Source organism: Dyella soli (assembly GCF_054482295.1).
In genome coordinates, this window is record NZ_JBTFFU010000003.1 from 157,416 (window position 1) to 178,387 (window position 20,972).

At 67.8% G+C, this 20,972-nt stretch carries 20 protein-coding genes; 14 read left to right on the top strand and 6 right to left on the bottom strand.

The window, feature by feature from the left end:
• Positions 1-2 precede the first annotated feature (2 nt).
• From ACXU4B_RS15035 to ACXU4B_RS15065, 7 genes are all read left to right on the top strand, one after another.
• A complete protein-coding gene (locus ACXU4B_RS15035; RefSeq protein ID WP_131411060.1) occupies positions 3-836 on the top strand; it encodes a pirin family protein in 834 nt (277 codons plus the stop codon).
• A 361-nt stretch (positions 837-1,197) separates the two neighbouring features.
• The gene (locus ACXU4B_RS15040) at positions 1,198-1,656 is read left to right on the top strand and encodes an SPFH domain-containing protein (RefSeq protein ID WP_131411058.1); all 459 of its coding nucleotides are present in this window, start codon (positions 1,198-1,200) and stop codon (positions 1,654-1,656) included.
• A 204-nt stretch (positions 1,657-1,860) separates the two neighbouring features.
• A complete protein-coding gene (rsmG, locus tag ACXU4B_RS15045) occupies positions 1,861-2,496 on the top strand; it encodes a 16S rRNA (guanine(527)-N(7))-methyltransferase RsmG (protein WP_131411056.1) in 636 nt (211 codons plus the stop codon).
• A 40-nt stretch (positions 2,497-2,536) separates the two neighbouring features.
• The gene (locus ACXU4B_RS15050) at positions 2,537-3,409 is read left to right on the top strand and encodes a ParA family protein (RefSeq protein ID WP_131411054.1); all 873 of its coding nucleotides are present in this window, start codon (positions 2,537-2,539) and stop codon (positions 3,407-3,409) included.
• Between the two features lie 2 nt (positions 3,410-3,411).
• A complete protein-coding gene (locus tag ACXU4B_RS15055) occupies positions 3,412-4,281 on the top strand; it encodes a ParB/RepB/Spo0J family partition protein (protein ID WP_131411052.1) in 870 nt (289 codons plus the stop codon).
• Positions 4,282-4,422: 141 nt separating this feature from the next.
• Positions 4,423-5,139, top strand: coding sequence for a glycosyltransferase (locus ACXU4B_RS15060; RefSeq protein WP_131411050.1), 717 nt, complete (start codon positions 4,423-4,425; stop codon positions 5,137-5,139).
• A 138-nt stretch (positions 5,140-5,277) separates the two neighbouring features.
• Positions 5,278-5,646, top strand: coding sequence for a DUF488 domain-containing protein (locus ACXU4B_RS15065; RefSeq protein WP_131411048.1), 369 nt, complete (start codon positions 5,278-5,280; stop codon positions 5,644-5,646).
• On the opposite strand, the gene ACXU4B_RS15070 is transcribed toward ACXU4B_RS15065, so the two are convergent.
• Positions 5,624-6,589: a patatin-like phospholipase family protein gene (locus ACXU4B_RS15070; RefSeq protein WP_131411046.1), complete on the bottom strand. Its 966-nt coding sequence runs from the start codon at positions 6,587-6,589 to the stop codon at positions 5,624-5,626. The two genes, ACXU4B_RS15065 and ACXU4B_RS15070, sit on opposite strands and share 23 nt — an antisense overlap.
• Before the next feature lie 133 nt (positions 6,590-6,722).
• A complete protein-coding gene (locus tag ACXU4B_RS15075) occupies positions 6,723-7,706 on the bottom strand; it encodes a helix-turn-helix transcriptional regulator (RefSeq protein WP_131411044.1) in 984 nt (327 codons plus the stop codon).
• 143 nt (positions 7,707-7,849) lie between these two features.
• Between ACXU4B_RS15075 and ACXU4B_RS15080 the strand changes: the two genes are divergently transcribed.
• Together ACXU4B_RS15080 and ACXU4B_RS15085 are read left to right on the top strand one after the other, a co-directional pair.
• On the top strand, positions 7,850-8,755 hold the full coding sequence (locus ACXU4B_RS15080; protein WP_131411042.1) for a hypothetical protein: 906 nt from the start codon (positions 7,850-7,852) through the stop codon (positions 8,753-8,755).
• Between the two features lie 113 nt (positions 8,756-8,868).
• Positions 8,869-9,696 carry a DUF481 domain-containing protein gene (locus ACXU4B_RS15085; protein ID WP_131411040.1) on the top strand — a complete coding sequence of 276 codons (828 nt, stop codon included), beginning with the start codon at positions 8,869-8,871 and terminating at the stop codon, positions 9,694-9,696.
• Positions 9,697-9,763: 67 nt separating this feature from the next.
• Here the strand turns inward: ACXU4B_RS15085 and hemC are convergent, their stop codons facing one another.
• The 4 genes from hemC to ACXU4B_RS15105 form a co-directional block, all read right to left on the bottom strand.
• Positions 9,764-10,681, bottom strand: a complete 918-nt coding sequence (gene hemC / locus ACXU4B_RS15090) for a hydroxymethylbilane synthase (protein ID WP_131411037.1) — start codon at positions 10,679-10,681, stop codon at positions 9,764-9,766.
• 126 nt (positions 10,682-10,807) lie between these two features.
• Positions 10,808-11,512, bottom strand: a complete 705-nt coding sequence (locus ACXU4B_RS15095; RefSeq protein WP_131411034.1) for a LytR/AlgR family response regulator transcription factor — start codon at positions 11,510-11,512, stop codon at positions 10,808-10,810.
• Positions 11,493-12,560: a sensor histidine kinase gene (locus ACXU4B_RS15100; protein ID WP_131411032.1), complete on the bottom strand. Its 1,068-nt coding sequence runs from the start codon at positions 12,558-12,560 to the stop codon at positions 11,493-11,495. The genes ACXU4B_RS15095 and ACXU4B_RS15100 overlap by 20 nt, the downstream gene beginning before the upstream one ends.
• Positions 12,561-12,606: 46 nt before the next feature.
• Complete coding sequence (locus tag ACXU4B_RS15105) at positions 12,607-13,272, bottom strand: alpha/beta hydrolase (RefSeq protein ID WP_131411030.1); 666 nt, start codon at positions 13,270-13,272, stop codon at positions 12,607-12,609.
• A gap of 220 nt (positions 13,273-13,492) precedes the next feature.
• On the opposite strand from ACXU4B_RS15105, the gene ACXU4B_RS15110 reads away from it, so the two are divergent.
• The 5 genes from ACXU4B_RS15110 to ACXU4B_RS15130 all read left to right on the top strand — a co-directional run bounded on the left by ACXU4B_RS15110 (position 13,493) and on the right by ACXU4B_RS15130 (position 20,947).
• Positions 13,493-15,928 (top strand): S9 family peptidase, encoded by a 2,436-nt coding sequence (locus ACXU4B_RS15110; RefSeq protein ID WP_131411028.1) that lies wholly within the window; start codon positions 13,493-13,495, stop codon positions 15,926-15,928.
• A 351-nt stretch (positions 15,929-16,279) separates the two neighbouring features.
• Positions 16,280-16,651 carry a MarR family winged helix-turn-helix transcriptional regulator gene (locus ACXU4B_RS15115; RefSeq protein WP_205746583.1) on the top strand — a complete coding sequence of 124 codons (372 nt, stop codon included), beginning with the start codon at positions 16,280-16,282 and terminating at the stop codon, positions 16,649-16,651.
• A 28-nt stretch (positions 16,652-16,679) separates the two neighbouring features.
• Positions 16,680-18,149 carry an efflux transporter outer membrane subunit gene (locus tag ACXU4B_RS15120; RefSeq protein ID WP_131411022.1) on the top strand — a complete coding sequence of 490 codons (1,470 nt, stop codon included), beginning with the start codon at positions 16,680-16,682 and terminating at the stop codon, positions 18,147-18,149.
• A 12-nt stretch (positions 18,150-18,161) separates the two neighbouring features.
• On the top strand, positions 18,162-19,364 hold the full coding sequence (locus tag ACXU4B_RS15125) for an efflux RND transporter periplasmic adaptor subunit (protein WP_131411020.1): 1,203 nt from the start codon (positions 18,162-18,164) through the stop codon (positions 19,362-19,364).
• Between the two features lie 59 nt (positions 19,365-19,423).
• On the top strand, positions 19,424-20,947 hold the full coding sequence (locus ACXU4B_RS15130; protein ID WP_131411018.1) for a DHA2 family efflux MFS transporter permease subunit: 1,524 nt from the start codon (positions 19,424-19,426) through the stop codon (positions 20,945-20,947).
• Positions 20,948-20,972: the final 25 nt, after the last annotated feature.

The following is a 20,972-nucleotide window of genomic DNA, read 5'->3' on the forward strand; positions in this document are numbered from 1 at the left end:
CCATGACCCAACGCAGCATCCTTCGTCGCATCCGCGGCGTGAACACGTCCGATGGTGCCGGCGTCAAGCTCAAGCGCATCATCGGCCAGCCCGGCCTGGACATGCTCGACCCGTTCCTGCTGCTGGACGAATTCCGTTCCGACCAGGCGGGCGATTACATCGCCGGTTTCCCCGAGCATCCGCATCGCGGCTTCGAGACCGTGACCTACATGCTGGCCGGCCACATGAAGCATCACGACAACCACGGCAACAGCGGTGACCTGGTGCCGGGCAGCGTGCAGTGGATGACCGCCGGCCGCGGCATCCTGCATTCGGAGATGCCCGAGCAGGAAGACGGCCTGATGTGGGGTTTCCAGCTGTGGGTGAACCTGCCGGCCAGGGACAAGATGATTGCGCCGCGCTACCAGGACATCGGGCCGGAGCGCATTCCCCTCGTGCGCCCGTCGCAAGGCGTCGAGGTCAAGGTGATTGCCGGCGAGTTTGGCGGCGTGACCGGTCCGGTGGCGGAGATCGTCACGCAGCCGATCTACCTGGACATTGCCGTGCAGCCGGGTGCCCGCATCGAGATCCCGTTGCCGGAGGGCCATGCCGGCTTCGCCTATGTGTTCGACGGTACCGACGCGGAAGTCGCCGGTGACGTACTCGCGCGCAGCGAGCTGGCCGTGCTTTCTCCCGCGGGCAGCCTGGGCATTGCGGGACGCGACAGCGCCGCCCGCGTGCTGCTGGTCGCTGGCCGGCCGTTGAAGGAAAGCGTCACGCGCTATGGGCCGTTCGTGATGAACACGCCCGAGCAGATCCACGAAGCCATCGCGGACTTCCGCGCCGGCAAATTCTAGCCAGCTCGCCGCCCCCGCCCGGGGGCGTCAAGGCGTCATCCACGCACGCCATCCCGGCGTCAGCCGGGGTGGCGTGCGTGCGTGTGCGTCACGGCGTGCTTCAAGCGAGGCCAGCCCTCGCCGTTAACCAGGGTGTCGCGAGGGGAAATCCGCGCCTGGCGGCACGGCTGGCGCGGTCGATGCATGCCCTCCATGCCTGCCACTTGGTTCACAAAATCAAGCATCTAGCCCAAAGGTCGGATTGTAAGAAGACCTTATTCCGTCGTTAAATTAAGATTAATTAAAGGGGACGCAACCAGCTGTAGTATCAACCTACAGTTCCTTGCGAAGTATTCATACATAACTAGCTGTATCTATTGCCATGAACGCCCTGATTACGCTCATTGTCCTGGCCTTGATCGCGACCTTCGCGTCGGCGGTCAAGCGTGTGCCGGCCGACCAGGTGCATAGCCTTTACCGGCGCGGCAAACCCTACCGGCTGCTTCAGCCCGGCGTGCACATGGCGCTGCCGCTGATCGACCACGTCGAACACCGCATCAAGCTCAGCGGCCAGGTGCTTCGTTTCCAGGAACCGCTGCCCGACGCGCATGACGTGCGCGGCACCGTGTACTGGCAGGTGCTGGAGCCGGAGCGCGCGGACGCGGTGATCGAACAGGCCGACCAGCTGATCCGTGGCGGCGCCCTGGCCGCGCTGCGGCAGGAGCCGGCCGCGTTCAGCGCCGACCGCCGCGACCTTGGTTCGCGCCTCAAGCAGAGCATGAACGGTGCGCTGCGCGAGCGCGGCATGATGGTCACCCGCGTGGAACTGGAATTCGCCTGACCGGCACTGGCGCCGATCAGGTCCAGGCGAGGTCGCCCCAGAGCGCCCGCCACAGGGGAGACCCTTGAAACCCGCTTCGGCGGGTTTTCTTTTGGCGCCGTGGGCTGATTTCCGATGCCCCGCTCCGCACTTCCGGCCCGCGGCTGGCATCGCAGGCGCCGGCCCCGGATACTTGCGACCCCCGTTCGCCAAGGCATCCCCACCATGACCCCCCGCCACGATCTGCAAAACCAGCTGGAACGCGGTATCGACGCGCTCGGCCTGCAGCTGCCGGTGGGCGCCGTGGAGCGGCTGCTCGATTACCAGGCGCTGCTGGCGCGCTGGAACGCCACTTACAATCTCACTGCGGTGCGCGATCCGGCCGAGATGGTGACGCGCCACCTGCTCGATTCGCTGGCGATCCTGCCGCACGTGCAGGGCGAGACGCTGGCCGACCTCGGCACCGGACCGGGCCTGCCGGGCATTCCGCTGGCCATCGCCGCGCCGGGCCGGCAGATCCTGCTGGTGGATTCCAACGGCAAGAAGGTCCGCTTCCTGCGCGAGGCGATCCGTTCGCTCAAGCTCGAAGGCGTGCGCGCCGAGCAGTCCCGCGTAGAAGAGGTGGAAGGCCAGTTCGACTGCGTGACCGCCCGCGCCTTCGCCAGCCTGGCCGACATGCTGGACTGGGGTGGTCATCTTTTGACCAAGGACGGCATCTGGCTGGCCATGAAGGGCAAGCAACCCGACGACGAACTTCCCGGCGTGCCGGCGGGTTTCGAGGTGCGCTCGATTCGTGCGCTGAACGTGCCCGGGCTCGCAGGCGAGCGTCATCTCGTCGTGCTTGGCCGGACAGGCTGCTAATCTAGCCCCCTTTTCACTCGCTCACGGTATCGACGACACCATGGCCCGCATCATCGCTGTCGCCAACCAGAAGGGCGGCGTCGGCAAGACCACGACCGCCGTCAACCTCGCTGCCGCGCTGGCTGCCGCCAAGCGCAAGGTGCTGCTGGTCGATTTCGACCCGCAGGGCAACGCGACCATGGCGTCCGGCGTGGACAAGCGCGTGGCCAAGCCGAACGGTTGCGAGGTGCTGCTGGACGAGGCGCCGATCGAGCAGGCCATCGTGCGGACCGAGGCGCATTACGACCTGCTGCCCGGCAACGGCGACCTTACCGCCGCCGAGCTGAAGCTGATGGATGCGATCGCCCGCGAGAGCCGGCTCAAGGAACAGCTGGCCAAGATCGCCGATCGCTACGACACGATCCTGATCGACTGCCCGCCGTCGCTGCACCTGCTGACGCTCAACGCGCTGACGGCGGCCCACGGGCTGCTGATTCCCGTGCAGTGCGAATACTTCGCGCTGGAAGGCCTTTCCAGCCTGCTCGACACGGTGAAGGCCGTGCGCCAGCGCCTCAATCCCACGCTGGAAATCGAAGGCCTGCTGCGCACCATGTACGACGTGCGCAACAACCTCGGCAACGAAGTGTCGGCGCAGCTCACCCACCACTTCGGTGACAAGGTGCTGCGCTCGATCATTCCGCGCAACGTGCGCCTGGCCGAGGCACCCAGCCATGGCCAGCCGATCCATCTCTATGACCGCAGCTCGCGCGGTGCCATCGCCTATATTGGCCTTGCCGGCGAAATGATCCGCCGCGAGCGCGGGCAGATCGCGGCCGCCGCCGCGCACGATCACGCCGACGATGTCGTTGCCGTGACCTTGCACGACGACATCGACGTGACGCTCGACGACATCGTCGACATCCACCAGGAGTAAGCATGTCTGCTGCGAAAAAACGGGGCCTCGGCCGCGGGCTCGACGCCCTGCTGGGCGGTGACGGCGCCGGTTCGCCGTCCGTGATCGAGCAGGAAGGCGAGCTGCGTACCTTGCCCATCCAGCAGATCCAGCCCGGCAAGTACCAGCCGCGCCGGCACTGGAACGACGAGGCGCTGGACGAACTGGCCGCGTCGATCCGGGCGCAGGGCCTGATCCAGCCGATCGTCGTTCGCGCCATCGGCAAGAACAGCTACGAGCTGATTGCCGGTGAACGCCGCTGGCGCGCCGCGCAGCGCGCGCAGCTCAGCGAGCTGCCGGTGCTGGTGAAGGACGTGCCCGAAGTGGCCGTGCCGGCCATGGCGCTGATCGAGAACATCCAGCGCCAGGACCTCACGCCGCTGGAAGAAGCCGACGCGCTCAAGCGCCTGATCGACGATTTCGACCTTACGCACCAGCAGGCCGCCGACGCGGTGGGCCGCTCGCGCGCGGCCGTGTCCAACCTGCTGCGCCTGACCGAGCTGCCGGAGTCGATCAAGCGCCTGCTGGACGAGAGCAAGCTGGAGATGGGTCATGCGCGTTGCCTGCTGACCCTGCCCGAGCACCTGGCCGAGGGCCTCGCGCTGGAAGCGGCGCGCAAGAACTGGAGCGTGCGCGAGCTGGAAGAAGCCGCCCGCCGCGCGCAGACCGCGCCCAAGGGCAAGGCCAAGAGTGCACCGTCGCGCGACCCCAACATCGCCGACCTGGAGCGCCAGCTGGCCGAGCGCTTCGCCACCCGGGTCGAGCTGGCCCAGGGCCGCGGCGGCCGCGGCAAGCTGGTGATCCACTACCACAGCAATGACGAGCTGGAAGGCATCCTCGGCAAGATCCGCTGAGGGTCCCGGACGAAGGACTGGTCGCGTGGGCGCGCCCGCGCGACCGGGGCATTCGTCCCTGTTACCCGTCCCTCGCCCCTTTCCAGCCACTAGAATGGCGTCCTGGCGCCGCGCGTCCCTTGTTTAGAGAAGGCCCTCCCCATGCCACAACTGTCCGTCGTCGTCCCGGTATTCAACGAGCGCGACAATATTCCGCCGCTGCTGGCCGAGATCGCCGCCGCCCTGCGTGGCAAGGTCGAGTTTGAAATCGTCTACGTGGATGACGACTCCAGCGACGACAGCGTGGCCGTGCTCGCCGGCGAAAAGCCGAACTATCCCGAGTTGCGCATCGTGCGCCACCTGACCCGCAGCGGGCAGAGCACGGCGGTGTGGAACGGCGTGCGTGCCGCGCGTTCGCCGTGGATCGCCACGCTGGACGGCGATGGCCAGAACGACCCGGCCGATATTCCCAAGCTGCTCGCCTCGCGCGAAAGCGCCGCCGAGAACGTGCGCCTGTTCGCCGGCTGGCGCACCACGCGCCGTGACAGCTTCAACAAGCGCATTTCCTCCAAGGTTGCCAACGCGGTGCGCTCGCGCATGCTCAAGGACAGCACGCCCGATACCGGCTGCGGCCTGAAGCTGTTCGACCGCGACGTATTCCTGCGCCTGCCCTACTTCGACCACATGCATCGTTACCTGCCGGCGCTGGTGAAGCGCGCGGGTTTCCAGAGCACCAGCGTGCCCGTCGGCCATCGTCCGCGCACGGCGGGCACGTCGAAGTACGGCATGCTCGATCGCCTGTGGGTCGGCCTCGCCGACCTGCGCGGCGTGGCGTGGCTGATGCGCCGGGGCAAGGTCACGCAGGTCGAGGAGATCTGAGCCGCGCTCAGCGGCAGGGCATCCCGGCGAACTTCCGCGCGCTGACGACAGCGTCGCGGTGAGGCTTCAGCGCGCCTCGTGACGTGTTTTTCATTGGCGTATGCTGATGATCCTGCCTTTTCGGAGGCCGCCCGAGCCATGAGCATTGCCATCAAGCGGGTCTATGAGCCGGCGGCGCCGACCGACGGCTATCGCGTCCTGGTCGACCGGCTGTGGCCGCGTGGCCTCAAGAAGGAAGACGCCGCGCTCGATGAGTGGACCAAGGAGCTGGCGCCATCGACGGCGCTACGCAAGTGGTTCGGCCACGATCCCGCGCGCTGGGAGGGCTTCCGCCATCGCTATGCCAGCGAACTCGATGCCGTCGCCGAATACTGGCGGCCGCTGGCGACCCAGTCGTCACGCCATCAGATCACCCTGCTCTACGGCGCGCGCGATGAAGAACACAACCATGCCGTCGCGCTGAAGTGCTACCTCGACGCCTGGCTCAAGGTTCACGGGCCCCATTGAAGCCGTTGGTGCGATACGTGGGCTGCCAGTTGGCCAGCGTGCGGCGCGCCTGCTGGCGACCCATTTCGATCAGTTCGCGGGCCCGGTAGAACTCATAGACGGTGGCCACGTTGCGCGGCAGCCGGATCAGCAGGTCCGGCTCGTACGCGGCCAGGCGCAGGCGCGAGAGGTTGGCCTGCATGAGGTCCATCGCTTGCGTGAGCAGTTCGAGCATGCCCGGCTCGCGCGGTTTGACCGTGCCTTGCGGCATCAGCTTGCCGATGAAGTCGGCGATGCGCGTGCGATAGCTCTCCGACGCTTCCACCGGCGCCGGCAATTCCTCCGGCGTGGCGGTGTTCGCCGGGCCGTCCACGCTCACGGCGAACAGGTAGTCGGCGCTTTCGCGGATCAGTGGCGTCACCGGCACGGGGTTGAGCAGGCCGCCATCCACCAGCCTGCGGTCCAGCAGCGTGTGCGGTCGGAACAGCGTCGGTATCGCGATGGAGGCCCGAATGGCATCGAACAGCGAGCCGCGCGTCAGCCAGACTTCGCGCTCGCGATCGAGGTCGGTGGCCACGGCGGTGAAGGTGAGCGGCAGATCCTCGATGACGGCATCGCCGATCAGCTCGCGCAGCGTGTCCATGATGCGCTCACCCTTGATCAGGCCGCCGCCGGACAGCGTCCAGTCGACCAGCTTGAGCACGTCCATCTTGTCCAGCGCAGACACCCAGTCGCGATAGACGCCCAGCTTGCCCATCGCATAGATGCCGCCGATCAACGCGCCCATCGAGGTGCCGGCGATGGCCACGATCTCGTAGCCCTGCGCTTCGATCTCCTCGATGGCCCCGATATGGGCCAGGCCCTTGGCGCCTCCGGAACCAAGTGCCAATGCCACGGTCGGTCTTCGGGTGGCAACGGAAGACGCAGGTATGGCAGTGGACTCGGCGATCTCGGTAGGGCTCATGGAACGCGCGGCTCGGCGACGGTCGGGGACGCTAGCCTCGCCCCGTCGCGCAGCGATGGCAAGCGCTGGTGCCTGCGCGGCGCGGGCGGCCGCCTTCGATCGCCAGGCAGCTGCAGGCCGCGACGACGACCGCTCAGCGCGGCTGCTGCTGGTAGCCGCCCAGGGCCAGCTGCAGCTGGATCTTCAACTCCTCGCGCAACGACAGCGGCGCGACCACTTCCGCATCCGGACCATACTTGAGCACGTCCATCAGCAGTTCCTTGGAGTTGGAGTAGGGCACCTGCAGTTCGTAGCGCCCGTCGGGCAGCCACTCGCCCTTCTGCTGCGAATGCCAGTGCTCGTCCGCTACCCAGCGCGCGGCGTGCTGCGAGAAGCGCAGTGTAGCCCAGGCCTTGGGCTTGCCGGCGAAGATGCCGTAGCTGGAAGCGAGCGTGTCGTTGAGATCCTGCTCCTCCACGTCGCGCGCGGATTCATCCAGTGCCAGCGGCTCGGCGATGCGGTCCACGGCAAAACTGCGCAGGGCCTCGCGGTCGTGGTCCCACACGTCCAGGTACCAGTTGTCGCGATAATGGGTCAGGCGCTGCGGCGAGACCGTGCGATGACTGTCGGCGTTGGTGGTGCGCGCGCGATAGCGGAAGCGCAGGCGCTTGCGCTCAAGCACGGCGCCGGCGACGACGCGGAACACCTGCTGGTCGAGCTTGCGCTCGCCCCAGGCAATCACACGGATGCGCTCGATCGGCAAGGCCTTGCCGCTGCCCTGGTCGGACAGCAGGTGTTCGATGCGCGCCTTGAACGGCGCCAGTGCACCGGCGAGCACGCCCGGACCGCTGCGGCCGATCAGTTCGTTGAGGGCCAGCAGTGCGGCCAGTTCGTCCGAGGTGAGCCACAGGCCAGGCAACTCGAAACGTTCGCCCTCGCCCACCGCGTAGCGGAACGCGGCGTGTTCGCCGCCCGCGCTTTCGATCGGCGCGCCGAGCGCATCGCGAAGGAAGGCCACGTCGCGGTACAGCGTGGCACGCGAGCATTCCAGCTCGTCCATCAGGCGCGGCAGCGCCACGGGATAGTGCGCCGACTTGAGCAGTCGGTGCAGGGTCAGAATGCGCTCGTAACGATCCATGAAATGATTTTCGACGGCAGGCTCTGCGTAGCATGCGCACCACCGGCGATTGCCGCAAGTCCGCCATACGGTGGAAGTGGGCGAAAAGACGCCATCGTGTCCCCATATTGATTCGATCTTCACGCAGCAACGACACCTGGACCATGAAGAAGCGCCGCCACGATCATCCGCACGACGCCATTCACGACGATGTTTCGCCTTCGCCCGTGCTGCTGCCGCGACTGGGCGGCGTGCTGCTGCAGGTAGCCGGCTACAGCGGTTGCGGGCTGTGGATGCTGCTCGGCCTGGCCCTGGCGATCGGTATCTATCCCGCCGGCCGCGGTGATGCGCTGGTTCCGCTTGCGTTTGGCGTGGTGCTGGTGGCAAGTGGGCTGGTCGCGGCGTGGATGCACTCGTCGTGGATGCCGAGCTGGCATGGCTGGCAACCGGGCAAGGGCTCGCGCCCGACGCGCGAAGCACTGATCGCGCTGGCCACCTTCCTGCCGATGCTGGCCGTGGCCGGCCTCGCACGCGGCGACAACTCGTTCCCGGTCACGCGCCTCGCCGGCGCCACGCTCGCGCTGTGCAGCCTGGTCAGCCTCATCATGACCGCGCATGGCGAAGCGTCGCGACACGCCCCCGGGCTGGATGGCCGGCTGGCGTCGCAGCTGCCGCTCAGCCGGGTGGTTTCGGCGACCTATGCGGGTGGCTTGTGGCTGTGGTTGTGCATGGCGGGGCAGCAAGGCGGCGATGCGCCGGCGGCCGGTGCCATGCCGTGGATCATCGGGCTGTTGCTGCTGGCGCTGTTGCGCGGCCTGGTCGACGGCATGCGCTGGCAGGCCTTGCTGTCACTGTCGCCCGGCCACCGCCCCGTGCTCGAGTTGCAGCCCCGGCGTTATGTGGCGGCCGCGCTCACCTATGCCGTACCCTGTCTGGGCCTGCTGCTGGCGGGGTTTGACGACAGCCAGCAGCTGCTGGCCGCTTTGGCCACCCTGGGCTGCATGCTTGGCATGGGCCTGGAGCTGACTTTGTATCATGGTGCCCTGGCGGCACTCCCCGACAGCCGCTAAACGGCCATCTGGCGCCATTCCTGGCCCGAAAAAGCCGCCCTGTTCACAGGCAGTTCAATCCGCCCCGCTAAGGTGGCGGCCTGCTTTCTTTTAACAAAAATGGAACGAATCCCATGAAGAAGTCCCTGATGGCGGGCGCCTTGCTCGCAGCGCTGGCAAGTTTTGGCGCACAGGCCGACGACGCCCCGGCCGCCAATGCCCCCGCCTCCAATCCGGCCGACAACGGCGGCTGGACCGGTTCGGGCGAATTTGGCTTTGCCTCCTCCTATGGCAATTCCCGCTCGGAAAACATCAACGCCAAGCTCGGCTTGAGCCAGGAAAACGAAATGTGGAAGAACAACTTCTTCCTCAACGGCCTGCGTTCGAAGGGCGAGGTCGAAGTGGTGGACCAGCAGGGCAACCAGGTTGACCGCCTCACCACGACCGCCAACCGCTACGACGCCGGCGCCTCGGTGGGCTTCAAGCTCGACCCGCGCAGCTACATCGTGACGGCGGCGCGTTACGAGCACGACGACTTCGGCGCCAACCTGTGGCAGGGCATCGTCTCGGTCGGCTACGGCTATATCGCGCTGAAGACGGATCGCACCGAGCTGTCGTTCGAAGCCGGCCCCGGTTACAAGCGCTACCGCCCGGCTGATGTGGCCGAGCAGGTGAATGGCGTGAACGTCAACGTGCAGCAGGACACCCAGAGCGAACTGGTGGGCCGCGGGCTGGTCAACTACAAGTACCGCCTCACCGACAACACGGCGCTCGAAGACACGCTGCTGCTCGAAGCGGGCTCGAAGAACAAGTACTACCAGAACGACATCGGCCTGTCGGTCAGCATGACCCGGAAGGTGGCGCTGAAGCTCGGCTACCAGGTTCGCTACAACAGCGACGTGCAGCCGGGTACGGACAACACCGATACGCTGGTGACCACCAACCTGGTCTACAACTTCTGATCGCAGCCCTGCGCCCCGTGCTGCCGCTGCGACTTGCCGCGGCCGCCGGGGAGCGCGGCCAGCCGGCTCAGTGGCCGAGCAGCGCGGCGGCGCCTTCGGCGAACAGCGCCTCGGCCACGCGCTGGCCCAGCGCCACGGCCTGGTCACCTTCGGCCTGGGCCTCGGCCAGCAGCAGTCGGCCGCTGCTGACATCACCCACCATGCCGCGCAGGTGCAGGCCGTGTTCGGTCACCGTGCACCAGGCACCCACCGGCACGGTGCAACTGCCGCCGAGTGCATGGTTCATGGCGCGCTCGGCGGTGACCGCCAGCCGCGTGTCGGCGTCGTCGAGCACGGCCAGCAACTCAAGCACCGAGGGCTGGTCGTCGCGTGCCTCGATGGCGATGGCGGCCTGGCCCGGTGCCGGCAACCAGTCCGGTGCGGCCAGGCGACTGCGAATGCGGGCGGCCAGGCCCAGCCGCTCCAGCCCGGCGCAGGCCAGCAGGATGGCGTCGTAGTGCCCCGCATCGAGTTTGCCCAGGCGCGTCCCCACGTTGCCGCGCAGGTCCAGCAGGCTGAGGTCGGGACGGACGGCGCGCAGTTGCGCCTGCCGGCGCAGTGACGACGTCCCCACGCGCGCACCCAGCGGCAGCGCGGCCAGATCGGCGTAGTCGTTGCTCACGAAGGCGTCCGCCGCATCCGCGCGCGGCAGGATGGCCGGCAGGGTGAAACCCGCTTCCAGTTCCGCGGGTACGTCCTTGAGCGAATGCACGGCCAGGTCGGCGCGGCCTTCCAGCATGGCCACTTCGAGCTCCTTGAGGAACAGGCCCTTGCCGCCGATGGTGGCCAACGGCTTGTCGAGAATTTCGTCCCCGCGGGTCGACATCGGCACCAGCTCCACCACCAGTCCGGGGTGGGCCGCGCGCAGTTCGGCGGCCACGTGCTCGGCCTGCCACAGCGCGAGCGCGCTCTTGCGGGTGGCGATGCGCAGGATGGATGGGGTCATGGAGATCTCGATCAAAGCACCGGGCGCGAGCACCGGCGGGGGCACTCATTGTCGCGTAATTGAACGCACGGCGCAGTGGTCGCGCCAGCGGCGCCGTGTCGCGCCAGGGTGCCGGCGCGGATGCGCTCAGCCCATGCGCAGCAACTTGCGCAGCGTCGGCAAGTTGCGTCGGCTGACTTCCGGCGTGAGTTCCGTGCCGGCCAGTCGCGCCAGCACGCGGCCATCGGCCAGGGTCTTGAGGCCGATCAGGCGTTGCGACGGCACCAGGCAATTGCGGTGCAGGCGGATCAGTTCGTCCGGATGGCCTTCCTCCAGCTGCCGCAGCGATTCCTCCAGCAGCAACTGGCCGCCGCGATGCTGCACGACCACGTATTTCTCTTCGGCGAGCAGGCAGATCACGTCTTCCAGTGCGACCCGCACCTGTTCGCCGCGAAGCCGGCCGTGCAGGTAGCTGCCCGCTTCGCGCGAGGCATGCGCCAGTCGCTGGCGCACGCGCTGCAGGGCCTCGTTGAGCCGCTCCAGCCGCACCGGCTTGAGCAGGTAATCCACGGCGCCCAGTTCGAACGCGTGCACGGCGTGGTTTTCGTACGCCGTGCAGAACACGATCTGCGGTCGCTTGCGACCCGCCAGCCGTTGGGCCAGGGTGGTGCCGCTCATGCCGGGCATGTTGATGTCCAGCAGCAACAGGTCCGGCTGCAGTTCGCTGAGGGCATCGAGCGCGGCCTCGCCGTCGCCCAGGCTGCCGGCCACTTCGACGTCGCTGCACTCGCCGAGCAACGCAGCCAGCCGCATGCGGGCCAGGGGTTCGTCGTCAACGATCAGTACGCGCATGGTTCTCTTCCGGAAGTTGCAGCCGCACCACGAAGCGCCCGTCCTGCGGGCCGGCCAGCACCCGCGCGCGCGGACCATAGCGATAGGCCACGCGCTGGCGCACGTTGTCCAGGCCATGGCCGTGGCCTCCCGGCGTGGGCTCGCCGACGCGCGGATTGTCGATCTCGATGATGATGTTGCCGCGCTCGCGGCGTCCCCGCAGGATCACCTCGCCACCATCGCGCAGCGGCTGGATGCCGTGGCGCACCGCGTTTTCGACCAGCGGCTGCAGCAGCAGGCGCGGCAGCGGGAACGCCGGCGGCAGGTCGTCCAGTTCGCGGCGCACGCGCAGGCGTTCGCCCAGGCGCAGCTGCTCGATGGCCAGGTAGCGCTCGACCAGGTTCAGTTCTTCGCCTAGGGTGCCGTCGCGCGAGCCATGTTCGCCCAGCGCAGCGCGGAACAGTTCGGAGAGGTCTTCCACCGTGCGCTCGGCGGCCTCGGGGTCGACGCGCACCAGCGCGGCCACCGTATTCATGCTGTTGAACAGGAAATGCGGGCGGATGCGCGCCTGCAGGGCGGCGACCTGCGCCGTGGTGACCGCCGCCAGGCGCGTCTGCCATTGCGCCTGCAGGTAGAAGTACCGCAGCAGCGCCGCGCCGAGCAGCGCCGCGATCAGCGTGTTGTAGCTGACGAAGGTGCCGGTGCTGTCGCTGAGCAGTTCCATCTGCATGGCGCCGTCGATCCAGTGCACCAGCGCGCTGCCGCCGGCCACGATCAGCACCATGACCAGCCACACGCCGGCATACGGCGCGTGGCCCGGCAGGCGCTGCAGCAGGGGGCGCAGCTTGCACAGGGCCACCCCCACCACCAGCGCCAGCCAGTCGGCGAACAGCATGCCCACGCTGTAGCCGCGCCAGCCGTGGCTGTTGTTCGGCGCCAGCCACATCACCGTGACGGTGAGCGCGCCCACCACCAGCAGCGCGAAGATCACCGGCAGGGTGCAGAAATCAGGCAGCAGGTCGCGTTCGGCGCGCGTGCCGGCAACCGGAATGGTGGCGGGTTCCGTCATGCGGCGGAGTATGCCGCATGCGCGCAGGGGCTTCTGCGACCTCGGCTCAGCCTGCCAGCCGCGAGGTCATCCATTCGCGCAGGTCGCCCACTTCCTCGGCGCAGACCGAGTGCGGCATGGGATAGGTATGCCAGGCCACGGTGTAGCCGAGCGACTGCAGCAGGTCGCGGGAATGGACGCCGCGGGTGAGCGGCACGATCGGATCACCCGTGCCGTGCCCCCAGAAAACCGGCGTGCCGGCATTGGCCACGCTGCGCTCGGCGGCGAACGAGCCTTGCATGGGCAGGTAGGTGGACAGCGCGATCACGCCGGCGAGCGCGTGCTGGTGGCGCAGGCCGGCCGACAGCGCGATGGCACCGCCCTGCGAAAAGCCCGCCAGCAGGATGCGCGAGGTGGGCACGCCGCGCTCGTTCTCGCGGGCGATCAGCAATTCGACGCTGGCGACCGAGGCGCGCATGCCGCTTTCGTCCTGGCGCGAGACCAGGTCCACGCCGGCAATGTCGTACCAGGCGCGCATCGGCATGCCGCCGTTGACCGTGACCGGCCGCACCGGCGCATGGGGAAACACGAAGCGCAGCGCGGGCCAGGCCGGCGAGACCAGTTCGGGCACGATGGGCGCGAAATCATTGCCGTCCGCCCCCAGGCCATGCAGCCAGATCACGCTGTGGGTGGGATGGGCGGCGGTTTCGAGGTCGACGGTAGGCAGGGGCATAGGGCTTCGCTGGGGGCAGGGACGAACACGGGGAGAGAACGCGCAGGTACCGCACGAACCCCGGCAAACGCACGACCGGCACCTTGCGCCGACACGGTGCGGCGCCGGTGGGCTAACCGGGAAGCCTAACCGGCCCCCCCTGGCGGCGAAACGGGACCATCGGCGCTTGCCAGTCGCGCTGCCTTGGTTATGCTCCGGCGTTTTGACTGTGGAGCACTCCATGCGCCGAATGCTGTTCGCCGGCCTTGCCGCCCTCGCCGCGTTGCCCGCGGCGGCCTTGTCGCCATCCGCCAGCAGCGGGCAGCTCGACCTGGAAACCATCATGGCCAATCCGGAATGGATCGGTGCCGCGGTGGAGTCTCCCTACTGGGGCGTGGACGGGCACAGCCTGTACTACTCGCTCAAGCGAGACGGCAGCAAGGTGCGTGACCTGTACCGGGTCGACCCGGCCACGGGCCAGGGGATGAAGCTCGACGCCGCCGCCCTGGCCCAGTCCGATGGCCCGGCCGTGTTCGACCGCAGCCATCGCTATGGCGCTTTCGTGCGCCATGGCGACATCTTCATGGTGGACCTGGCCAACGGCCGCCGCGTGCAGGTGACGCGCACGACCGAAGCCGAATCGGCCCCGCGTTTCTCCAGCGACGCCCGTTCGCTGCAGTACCGCCAGGGCAACAACTGGTTCGTCTACGACATCGCCGCGGGCGTCAGCGCGCCGGCCGCGGTGCTGCGCTTTGTCGATGACCCGCAGGCCAAGCAGCCCGATGCGCTGGGCGCGCAGCAGCTGGAGATGTTCCGCGCGCTGCAGGAAAACAAGTCCGACAAGGACGCGGCGCGTGCCAACGACGAGGCGCTGGCCGCCGCCGACCCCAGCCGCGCGCCCCGGCCGATCTACCTGGGCGAAAGCGGCGAGCCGCTGGCCACCGAGCTGTCGCCCGACGGCCGCTGGATGCTGGTGGTGACCAAGCCCAAGGGCGCCAAGGGCGGCAAGCAGCCGGACGTCACGCATTACGTCACCGACTCGGGCTACGCCGAGCGGCAGGAAACGCGTTCCTATGTGGGTCGCGACGATCCCGCGCCGCAGTCGCTCGTGCTGGTCGACCTGAAGGCGGCGAAGTTCTATCCGCTCAAGACCGACATCCTGCCTGGCATCAAGGACGATCCGCTCAAAGACATTCGCGGCAAGACCATCGCGGCGCTGGAAAAGGCCGGCAAGGCTGACCAGGCCCGGGCGCTGAAGGCGCCGGACCTGCGCGCGGTGCGCATCGTTTCCAATGCCGACGACGGCGGCGGTGGCGGCATCTCCTGGAGCGACGACGGCCAGAACCTGGCCGTGCAGCTGCGCGCCATCGACAACAAGGACCGCTGGATCGCCAGCGTCGATTTCGACAAGCACGCGCTGGTGAACCAGCACCGCCTCACCGACCGCGCCTGGATCAACTGGAGCTTCAACGATTTCGGCTGGCTCAAGGACGGCCGCACGCTGTGGTACCTCAGCGAGGAAACCGGCTATTCGCAGCTCTACACCAAGAGCCTGGGCGGCAAGGCCAGGGCGTTGACCAGCGGCAAGTTCGAGGTCAGCCATCCGGTGCTCAGCAGCGACGGCCAGTGGTTCTACCTGCGCACCAACCAGGTCGCGCCGTACAGCTACGACGTCTATCGCGTGCCCACGGCCGGCGGCGAGCTGGCCCGCCTCACCCAGTACCAGGGCACGGACGATTTCGCGCTGTCGCCTGATGGCCACCAGCTGGCGCTGCTGCACTCCGCGCCCTACATGCTGGCCCAGCTGGCGGTGCAGGACGCCGCGGGTGGCGCGCCGCGCGAGCTCACCAACACCATGAAGCCGGAATTCACCGCGCATGCGTGGATCCAGCCGCAGATCGTGCCGGTGCCTTCCGCGCATGGCGCGGGCACGGTCTGGGCGAAGTACTACGGTCCGGCTGACCAGGCCGCGGCCGCCTCGCGTCCGGCGGTGATCTTCGTGCACGGCGCCGGCTACCTGCAGAACGTGACGCTGTCGTACTCCAATTACTTCCGCGAACAGATGTTCCACAACCTGCTGGTGCAGCAGGGCTTCGTGGTGCTGGACATGGACTACCGCGCGTCCGAGGGCTATGGGCGCGACTGGCGCACCGCGATCTATCGCCAGATGGGCCATCCGGAACTGGAAGACCTGCTCGACGGCAAGGCCTGGCTGGTGAAGAACCGCAGCGTCGATCCGCGACGCGTGGGCATGTATGGCGGCAGCTACGGCGGCTTCATGACGCTGATGTCGTTGCTGCGTGCGCCGGGTGAATTCGCCGCCGGTTCCGCGCTGCGCCCGGTCACCGACTGGACCAGCTACAACCACGAGTACACCTCCAACATCCTCAACGACCCGCAGCTGGACCCGGAGTCCTTCGCCACCAGCTCGCCGATCACCTACGCCGACAAGCTGCAGGATCCGCTGCTGATGCAGCATGGCCTGATCGACGACAACGTGCTGGCCAGCGACACCATCCGCCTGTACCAGCGCTTCATCGAGCTGCACAAGAGCAACTTCTGGATGTCGCTGTACCCGATGGAACGCCACGGCTTCACCCATGCCGATTCCTGGTATGACGAATACCGCCGCATCGACGAACTGTTCAATGCGTATGTGAAACCGGTCCGCCAGTAACGGCGGCTGGCTGCCTCTCCCGCCGGGAGGGGCAGCCTGACGGAAGCTCCTGCCCGCGGCGCGAGGTCGCGGGCCATGCCTGGCCGGGCCGCAACCGGCCCGCGGGGCGCGCTGGCGCCCGCACTGCATTGCCACTTTCCTGATCGCCGGGCCGACGCCCGGAGGCCGGCGCGTGCCTGCCGTGACCCGGAGGCGCTTGCCCCGACAAATGCGGCCCTGAATATATTTGCCTTGACAAATATCTGTGCGGCAATAGAATGCGCGGCCATGACTCCTCCTGCCAGCCCGCCGCCCTCCTCCGAAAACCTTGGTGTCCTGATCGGACTCGTGCGCAGCGAGCTGGTCCGCACCATGGAAGCCGAGCTGCAGTCATCGGGCGTGGATCTCCGCTTTACCCAGTTTCTGATACTCAAGCGTCTGGCGATGATGGGCCCGATGTCGGCCAGTGAGCTGGCTCGTGCCGTGGAGCTGGACGGTGGTGCCATGACGCGACAGCTCGACCAGCTGGAAGGCCGGGGTTACCTGCGTCGCCTGCCCCACGAACAGGATCGCCGCGCGCTGCGTATCGAGCTGACCCCAGCCGGTGTCGAGCTTTGGGGGCAGATGACGCCATGCAACGACCGCGTGCTGAAAGCAGCCCAGCGGGCCCTGAACAACGACGAGCGCAGGCAACTGCACGACTACCTCCATCGCGTCCTGCAAGCGCTCCGCGACAAGACCTGAACCCGTTCAATTTCTGGAAGCCATGCCCATGCGCCTGCAACTCCTTGCGGCAGCCACCGGCCTCACCTTCGCCCTGGCGGGATGCGTCAGCAGCGGTGGCCTGCACCCGGAAGGCACGCTGACCGATGCCTCGTCGCTGAAAGCCGACCGCAGCCTGTCCGGCGCCCAGCTGTCCCCCGCCGCCTGGCCGTCCGACGACTGGTGGACCGGCCTGGGTGATCCCCAGCTCAGCGCCCTCATCACCGAGGCGCTGCAAGGCAACCCGGACCTCGCCGTGGCCGACGCCCGCTCCCGCCAGGCACAGGCCGAAGCCGGCGCCGCCGATGCCGAGCGCGGCCCGAGCGTTACCGCCGGTGCCAACATCATCGGCCAGCGCCTGCCGCTCACCGCCGCGCCGCCCGAACTCGGCGGCGGCCACTTCACCTGGTTCAAGGACGCGCGCGCCAGCTTCAGCTGGGGCCTGGACCTGTGGGGCGGCAAGCGCGCCGCGTGGGAAGCCGCAGTCGGCCAGCAGCGCGCCGCCGAAGTGGAAGCGCAGGCCGCGCGCATCGAGCTTTCCACCAACGTCGCGCGTGCCTATGTGCAACTGGGCTATGCCTTCGCCCAGCTGGACGTGGCCAAGGGCGAGCACGAGCGCGCCGACACCACGCACCAGCTGACCCAGCAGCGCGTCTCGGCCGGCATCGACAGCCAGCTGCAGCTCAAGCAGAGCGACACCGAAGTGGCCAATGCCGACGAGCAGCTGACGGCGGCGAACCGCGCCATCAGTGCGGCCCGTTCATCGCTGTCCGTGCTGCTTGGCAAGGGTCCGGATCGCGGGCTGGACATCACCCGTCCGCAGGCGCTGGAGCCGGCCGCGCTGGCCGTGCCGGCCGACCTGCCGACCGAGCTGATGGGCCACCGCGCCGACCTGGTCGCCGCCCGCTGGCGCGTCGAGGCGGCCGGCAAGGAGATCAAGGTCGCCAAGACCGAATTCATGCCCAACGTGAGCATCAGCGCCATGGCTGGCGTGGCCGCCTTCGGCAGCATCAACCCGCTGCAGTTGCCGGCGCGCTTCTACACCTTCGGCCCGTCGCTGAGCCTGCCGATCTTCGATGGTGGCCGCCTGCGCTCGAACCTCGCCGGCAAGGACGCGCAATACGACGAAGCCGTGGCGCACTACAACCGCACGCTGGTCACCGCGGTGAACGAAGTGGCCGACGGTTACGACGCCGTCGAGTCCGCGCAACAGCAGGTCGCCGAGCAGCAGCGCGCGCTCGATGCCGCCTCCCAGGCGTGGCAGCTGTCCGAGCAGCGCTACAAGGCCGGCGTGGGCAGCTATCTGGAGGCGCTGATCGTGCGCCAGCAGCTGTTGCTCTCGCAGCAGCGCATGGCCGCACTGAAATCGCAGCAGGTGGCGCTGTCCGTGCAGCTCATCCAGGCCCTCGGCGGCGGTTTCCGCCCGCAGGCGGGCGCGGCCGACGTGGCCGTCCAATCCTCCCCCGAACCATCGCTCTGAAGGCTATCCCCCATGTCTAGCCAAACCCCGCTTGCGCCCGACAACACGGTCGCCGCCCAACCTCCCAAGAGCCGCCGCGGCTTCCTCCTGCGCGCGCTCGGCGCCGTCGTGCTGCTGGGCCTGATCGGCTCGGGCCTGTGGTATTTCTTCGAAGGCCGCTGGTACGAGAGCACCGACGACGCCTACGTCAACGGCAACGTGGTGCAGATCACGCCGCAGGTGCCGGGCTCGGTGATCACCATTGGCGCCGATGACGGCGACCTGGTCCATGCCGGCGACGTGCTGGTCAGGCTCGATCCGGCCGATGCCGACGTCGCCCTCGCCCAGGCCAAGGCCAATCTCGCCAGCACAGTGCGCAAGGTGCGCGGCCTGTACAGCAACATGACCGGTGCGCAGGCCGACGTGGCCGCGCGCAAGGTTGCGGTGGACAAGGCGCAGGCCGACTTCAACCGCCGTCGCGACCTGGCCAGGACCGGCGCGATTTCGGCCGAGGAACTGTCGCACGCCCTCGACACGCTGACCTCGGCGCAGAGCGCGCTGACCTCGTCGCAGCAGCAGTTCCAGACCAGCAAGGTGCTGGTGGACGATACCGTGGTCGCCTCGCATCCGGACGTCCAGACGGCCGCCGCCAAGCTCCGCGCCGCCTACCTCGACGACGTGCGTACTTCGATCATCGCGCCGGTGGACGGCTATGTGGCCAAGCGCTCGGTGCAGCTCGGCCAGCGCATCGCGCCGGGCACGCCGCTGATGGCGGTGGTGCCGTTGCGCGAGGTGTGGATCGACGCCAACTTCAAGGAAACCCAGCTCAACAGCATGCGCATCGGCCAGCCGGTCGAGGTCAAGGCCGACCTGTACGGCGGCTCGGTGACCTACAAGGGCAAGGTGCAGAGCCTGGGCGTGGGCACCGGTAGTGCGTTCTCGCTGCTGCCGGCGCAGAACGCCACCGGCAACTGGATCAAGATCGTGCAGCGCGTGCCGGTGCGCGTGTTCTTCACCGATGCCAAGCAGCTCGAAGAACACCCGCTGCGCATCGGCCTGTCGACCCGGGTCGAGGTGAACCTGCGCGACCAGAGCGGTCCGCTGCTCGCCAAGCAGGTGCCGAGCCAGCCGGCCTTCAACACGGACGTGTACCAGCAGCAGCTGGCCAAGGCGGACGGCCTGATCGCCGAGATCATCCACGCCAATACGGCCGGCGACAACCACGGCAAGCCGTAAGTCCCCCTGGTGCCGGCCACGCGGCCGGCGCCTCCCCCTCCCCCAGGGTTATCCGTGCGATGAGCAGTGAATTCCGTCCCCCCAACCTGGCGCTGACCACCATCGGCCTCTCGTTGGCGACCTTCATGCAGGTGCTCGATACGACCATCGCCAACGTGTCGCTGCCGACGATCGCCGGCAACCTCGGCGTGAGCGTGAACCAGAGCACCTGGGTCATTACTTCCTTTGCGGTCAGCACGGCCATCGCGCTGCCGCTGACCGGCTTCCTGACCCGCCGCTTCGGCGAGGTGAAGCTGTTCATCTGGTCGACCCTGCTGTTCTCGATCGCGTCCTTCCTGTGCGGCCTCGCGCAGAGCATGCCGATGCTGATCCTGTTCCGCGCCATCCAGGGCGCCGTGGCCGGCCCGATGTACCCGATCACGCAGAGCCTGCTGATCTCGATCTATCCACCGGCCAAACGCGGCATGGCGCTGGCACTGCTGGCGATGGTAACCGTGGTGGCGCCGATCGCCGGCCCGATCCTGGGCGGCTGGATCACCGACAACTATTCGTGGCCGTGGATCTTCTTCATCAACGTGCCCATCGGCATCTTCGCCAGCATGGTGGTCGCCAACCAGATGAAGCTGCGCGTGGACACCACCACGCGGCCCAAGGTGGACTATGTCGGCCTGATCACCCTGATCGTCGGCGTGGGCGCGCTGCAGATCGTGCTGGACAAGGGCAACGACGAGGACTGGTTCAATTCATCCTTCATCATCATCACCAGCCTCGTGTCGGCCATTGCGCTGGCGATCTTCCTGATCTGGGAACTGACGGACGAGGATCCGATCGTCAACCTGCGCCTGTTGCGCCATCGCAATTTCCGCATCGGCACGATTTCGCTGGTGCTGGCCTACGGGGCGTTCTTCGCCATCGGCCTGCTGGTGCCGCAGTGGCTGCAGCGCAATCTCGGCTACACCTCCACCTGGGCGGGCTTCGCCGCGGCGCCGCTGGGCATCCTGCCGGTGATGCTGACCTTCATCGTCGGCAAGTACGCCGGCCGCACCGACATGCGCCTGCTGGCCTCGTGCGCGTTCCTGGTGATGGGCATCACCTGCTTCCTGCGTTCGAATTTCTTCCTGCAGGTGGATTTCAACAGCGTCGCCCTGGTGCAGCTGCTGCAGGGCCTGGGCGTGGCGCTGTTCTTCATGCCGGTGACGACGATCCTGCTGTCGGACCTGCAGCCCAACGAGATCGCCGGGGGCGGTGGCCTGGCGACTTTCCTGCGCACGCTGGGCGCAAGCTTCTCGGCCTCGCTCACCACCTTCCTGTGGGATCACCGCGCGATCGTGCACCACGCGCACCTGACCGAGCACATCACCCCGTACGACAGCTCCCCGCAGGTGACCCTGCAGGCGGCCGGAGTCAGCGCGCAGTCGTCCAATGCCCTGCTCGAGCAGCTGATCACGCAGCAGGGCTACCAGATCTCGTTCAACGAGGTGTTCCACTTGCTGGGCTGGGTCTTCATGGTGCTGATCGCGGTGGTGTGGATGGCGCGGCCGCCGTTCACCGCCAAGGCGGGAGCGGGCGCCAGCGGCCACTGAGGTTCCCCGCGCACGCAAGCCAACA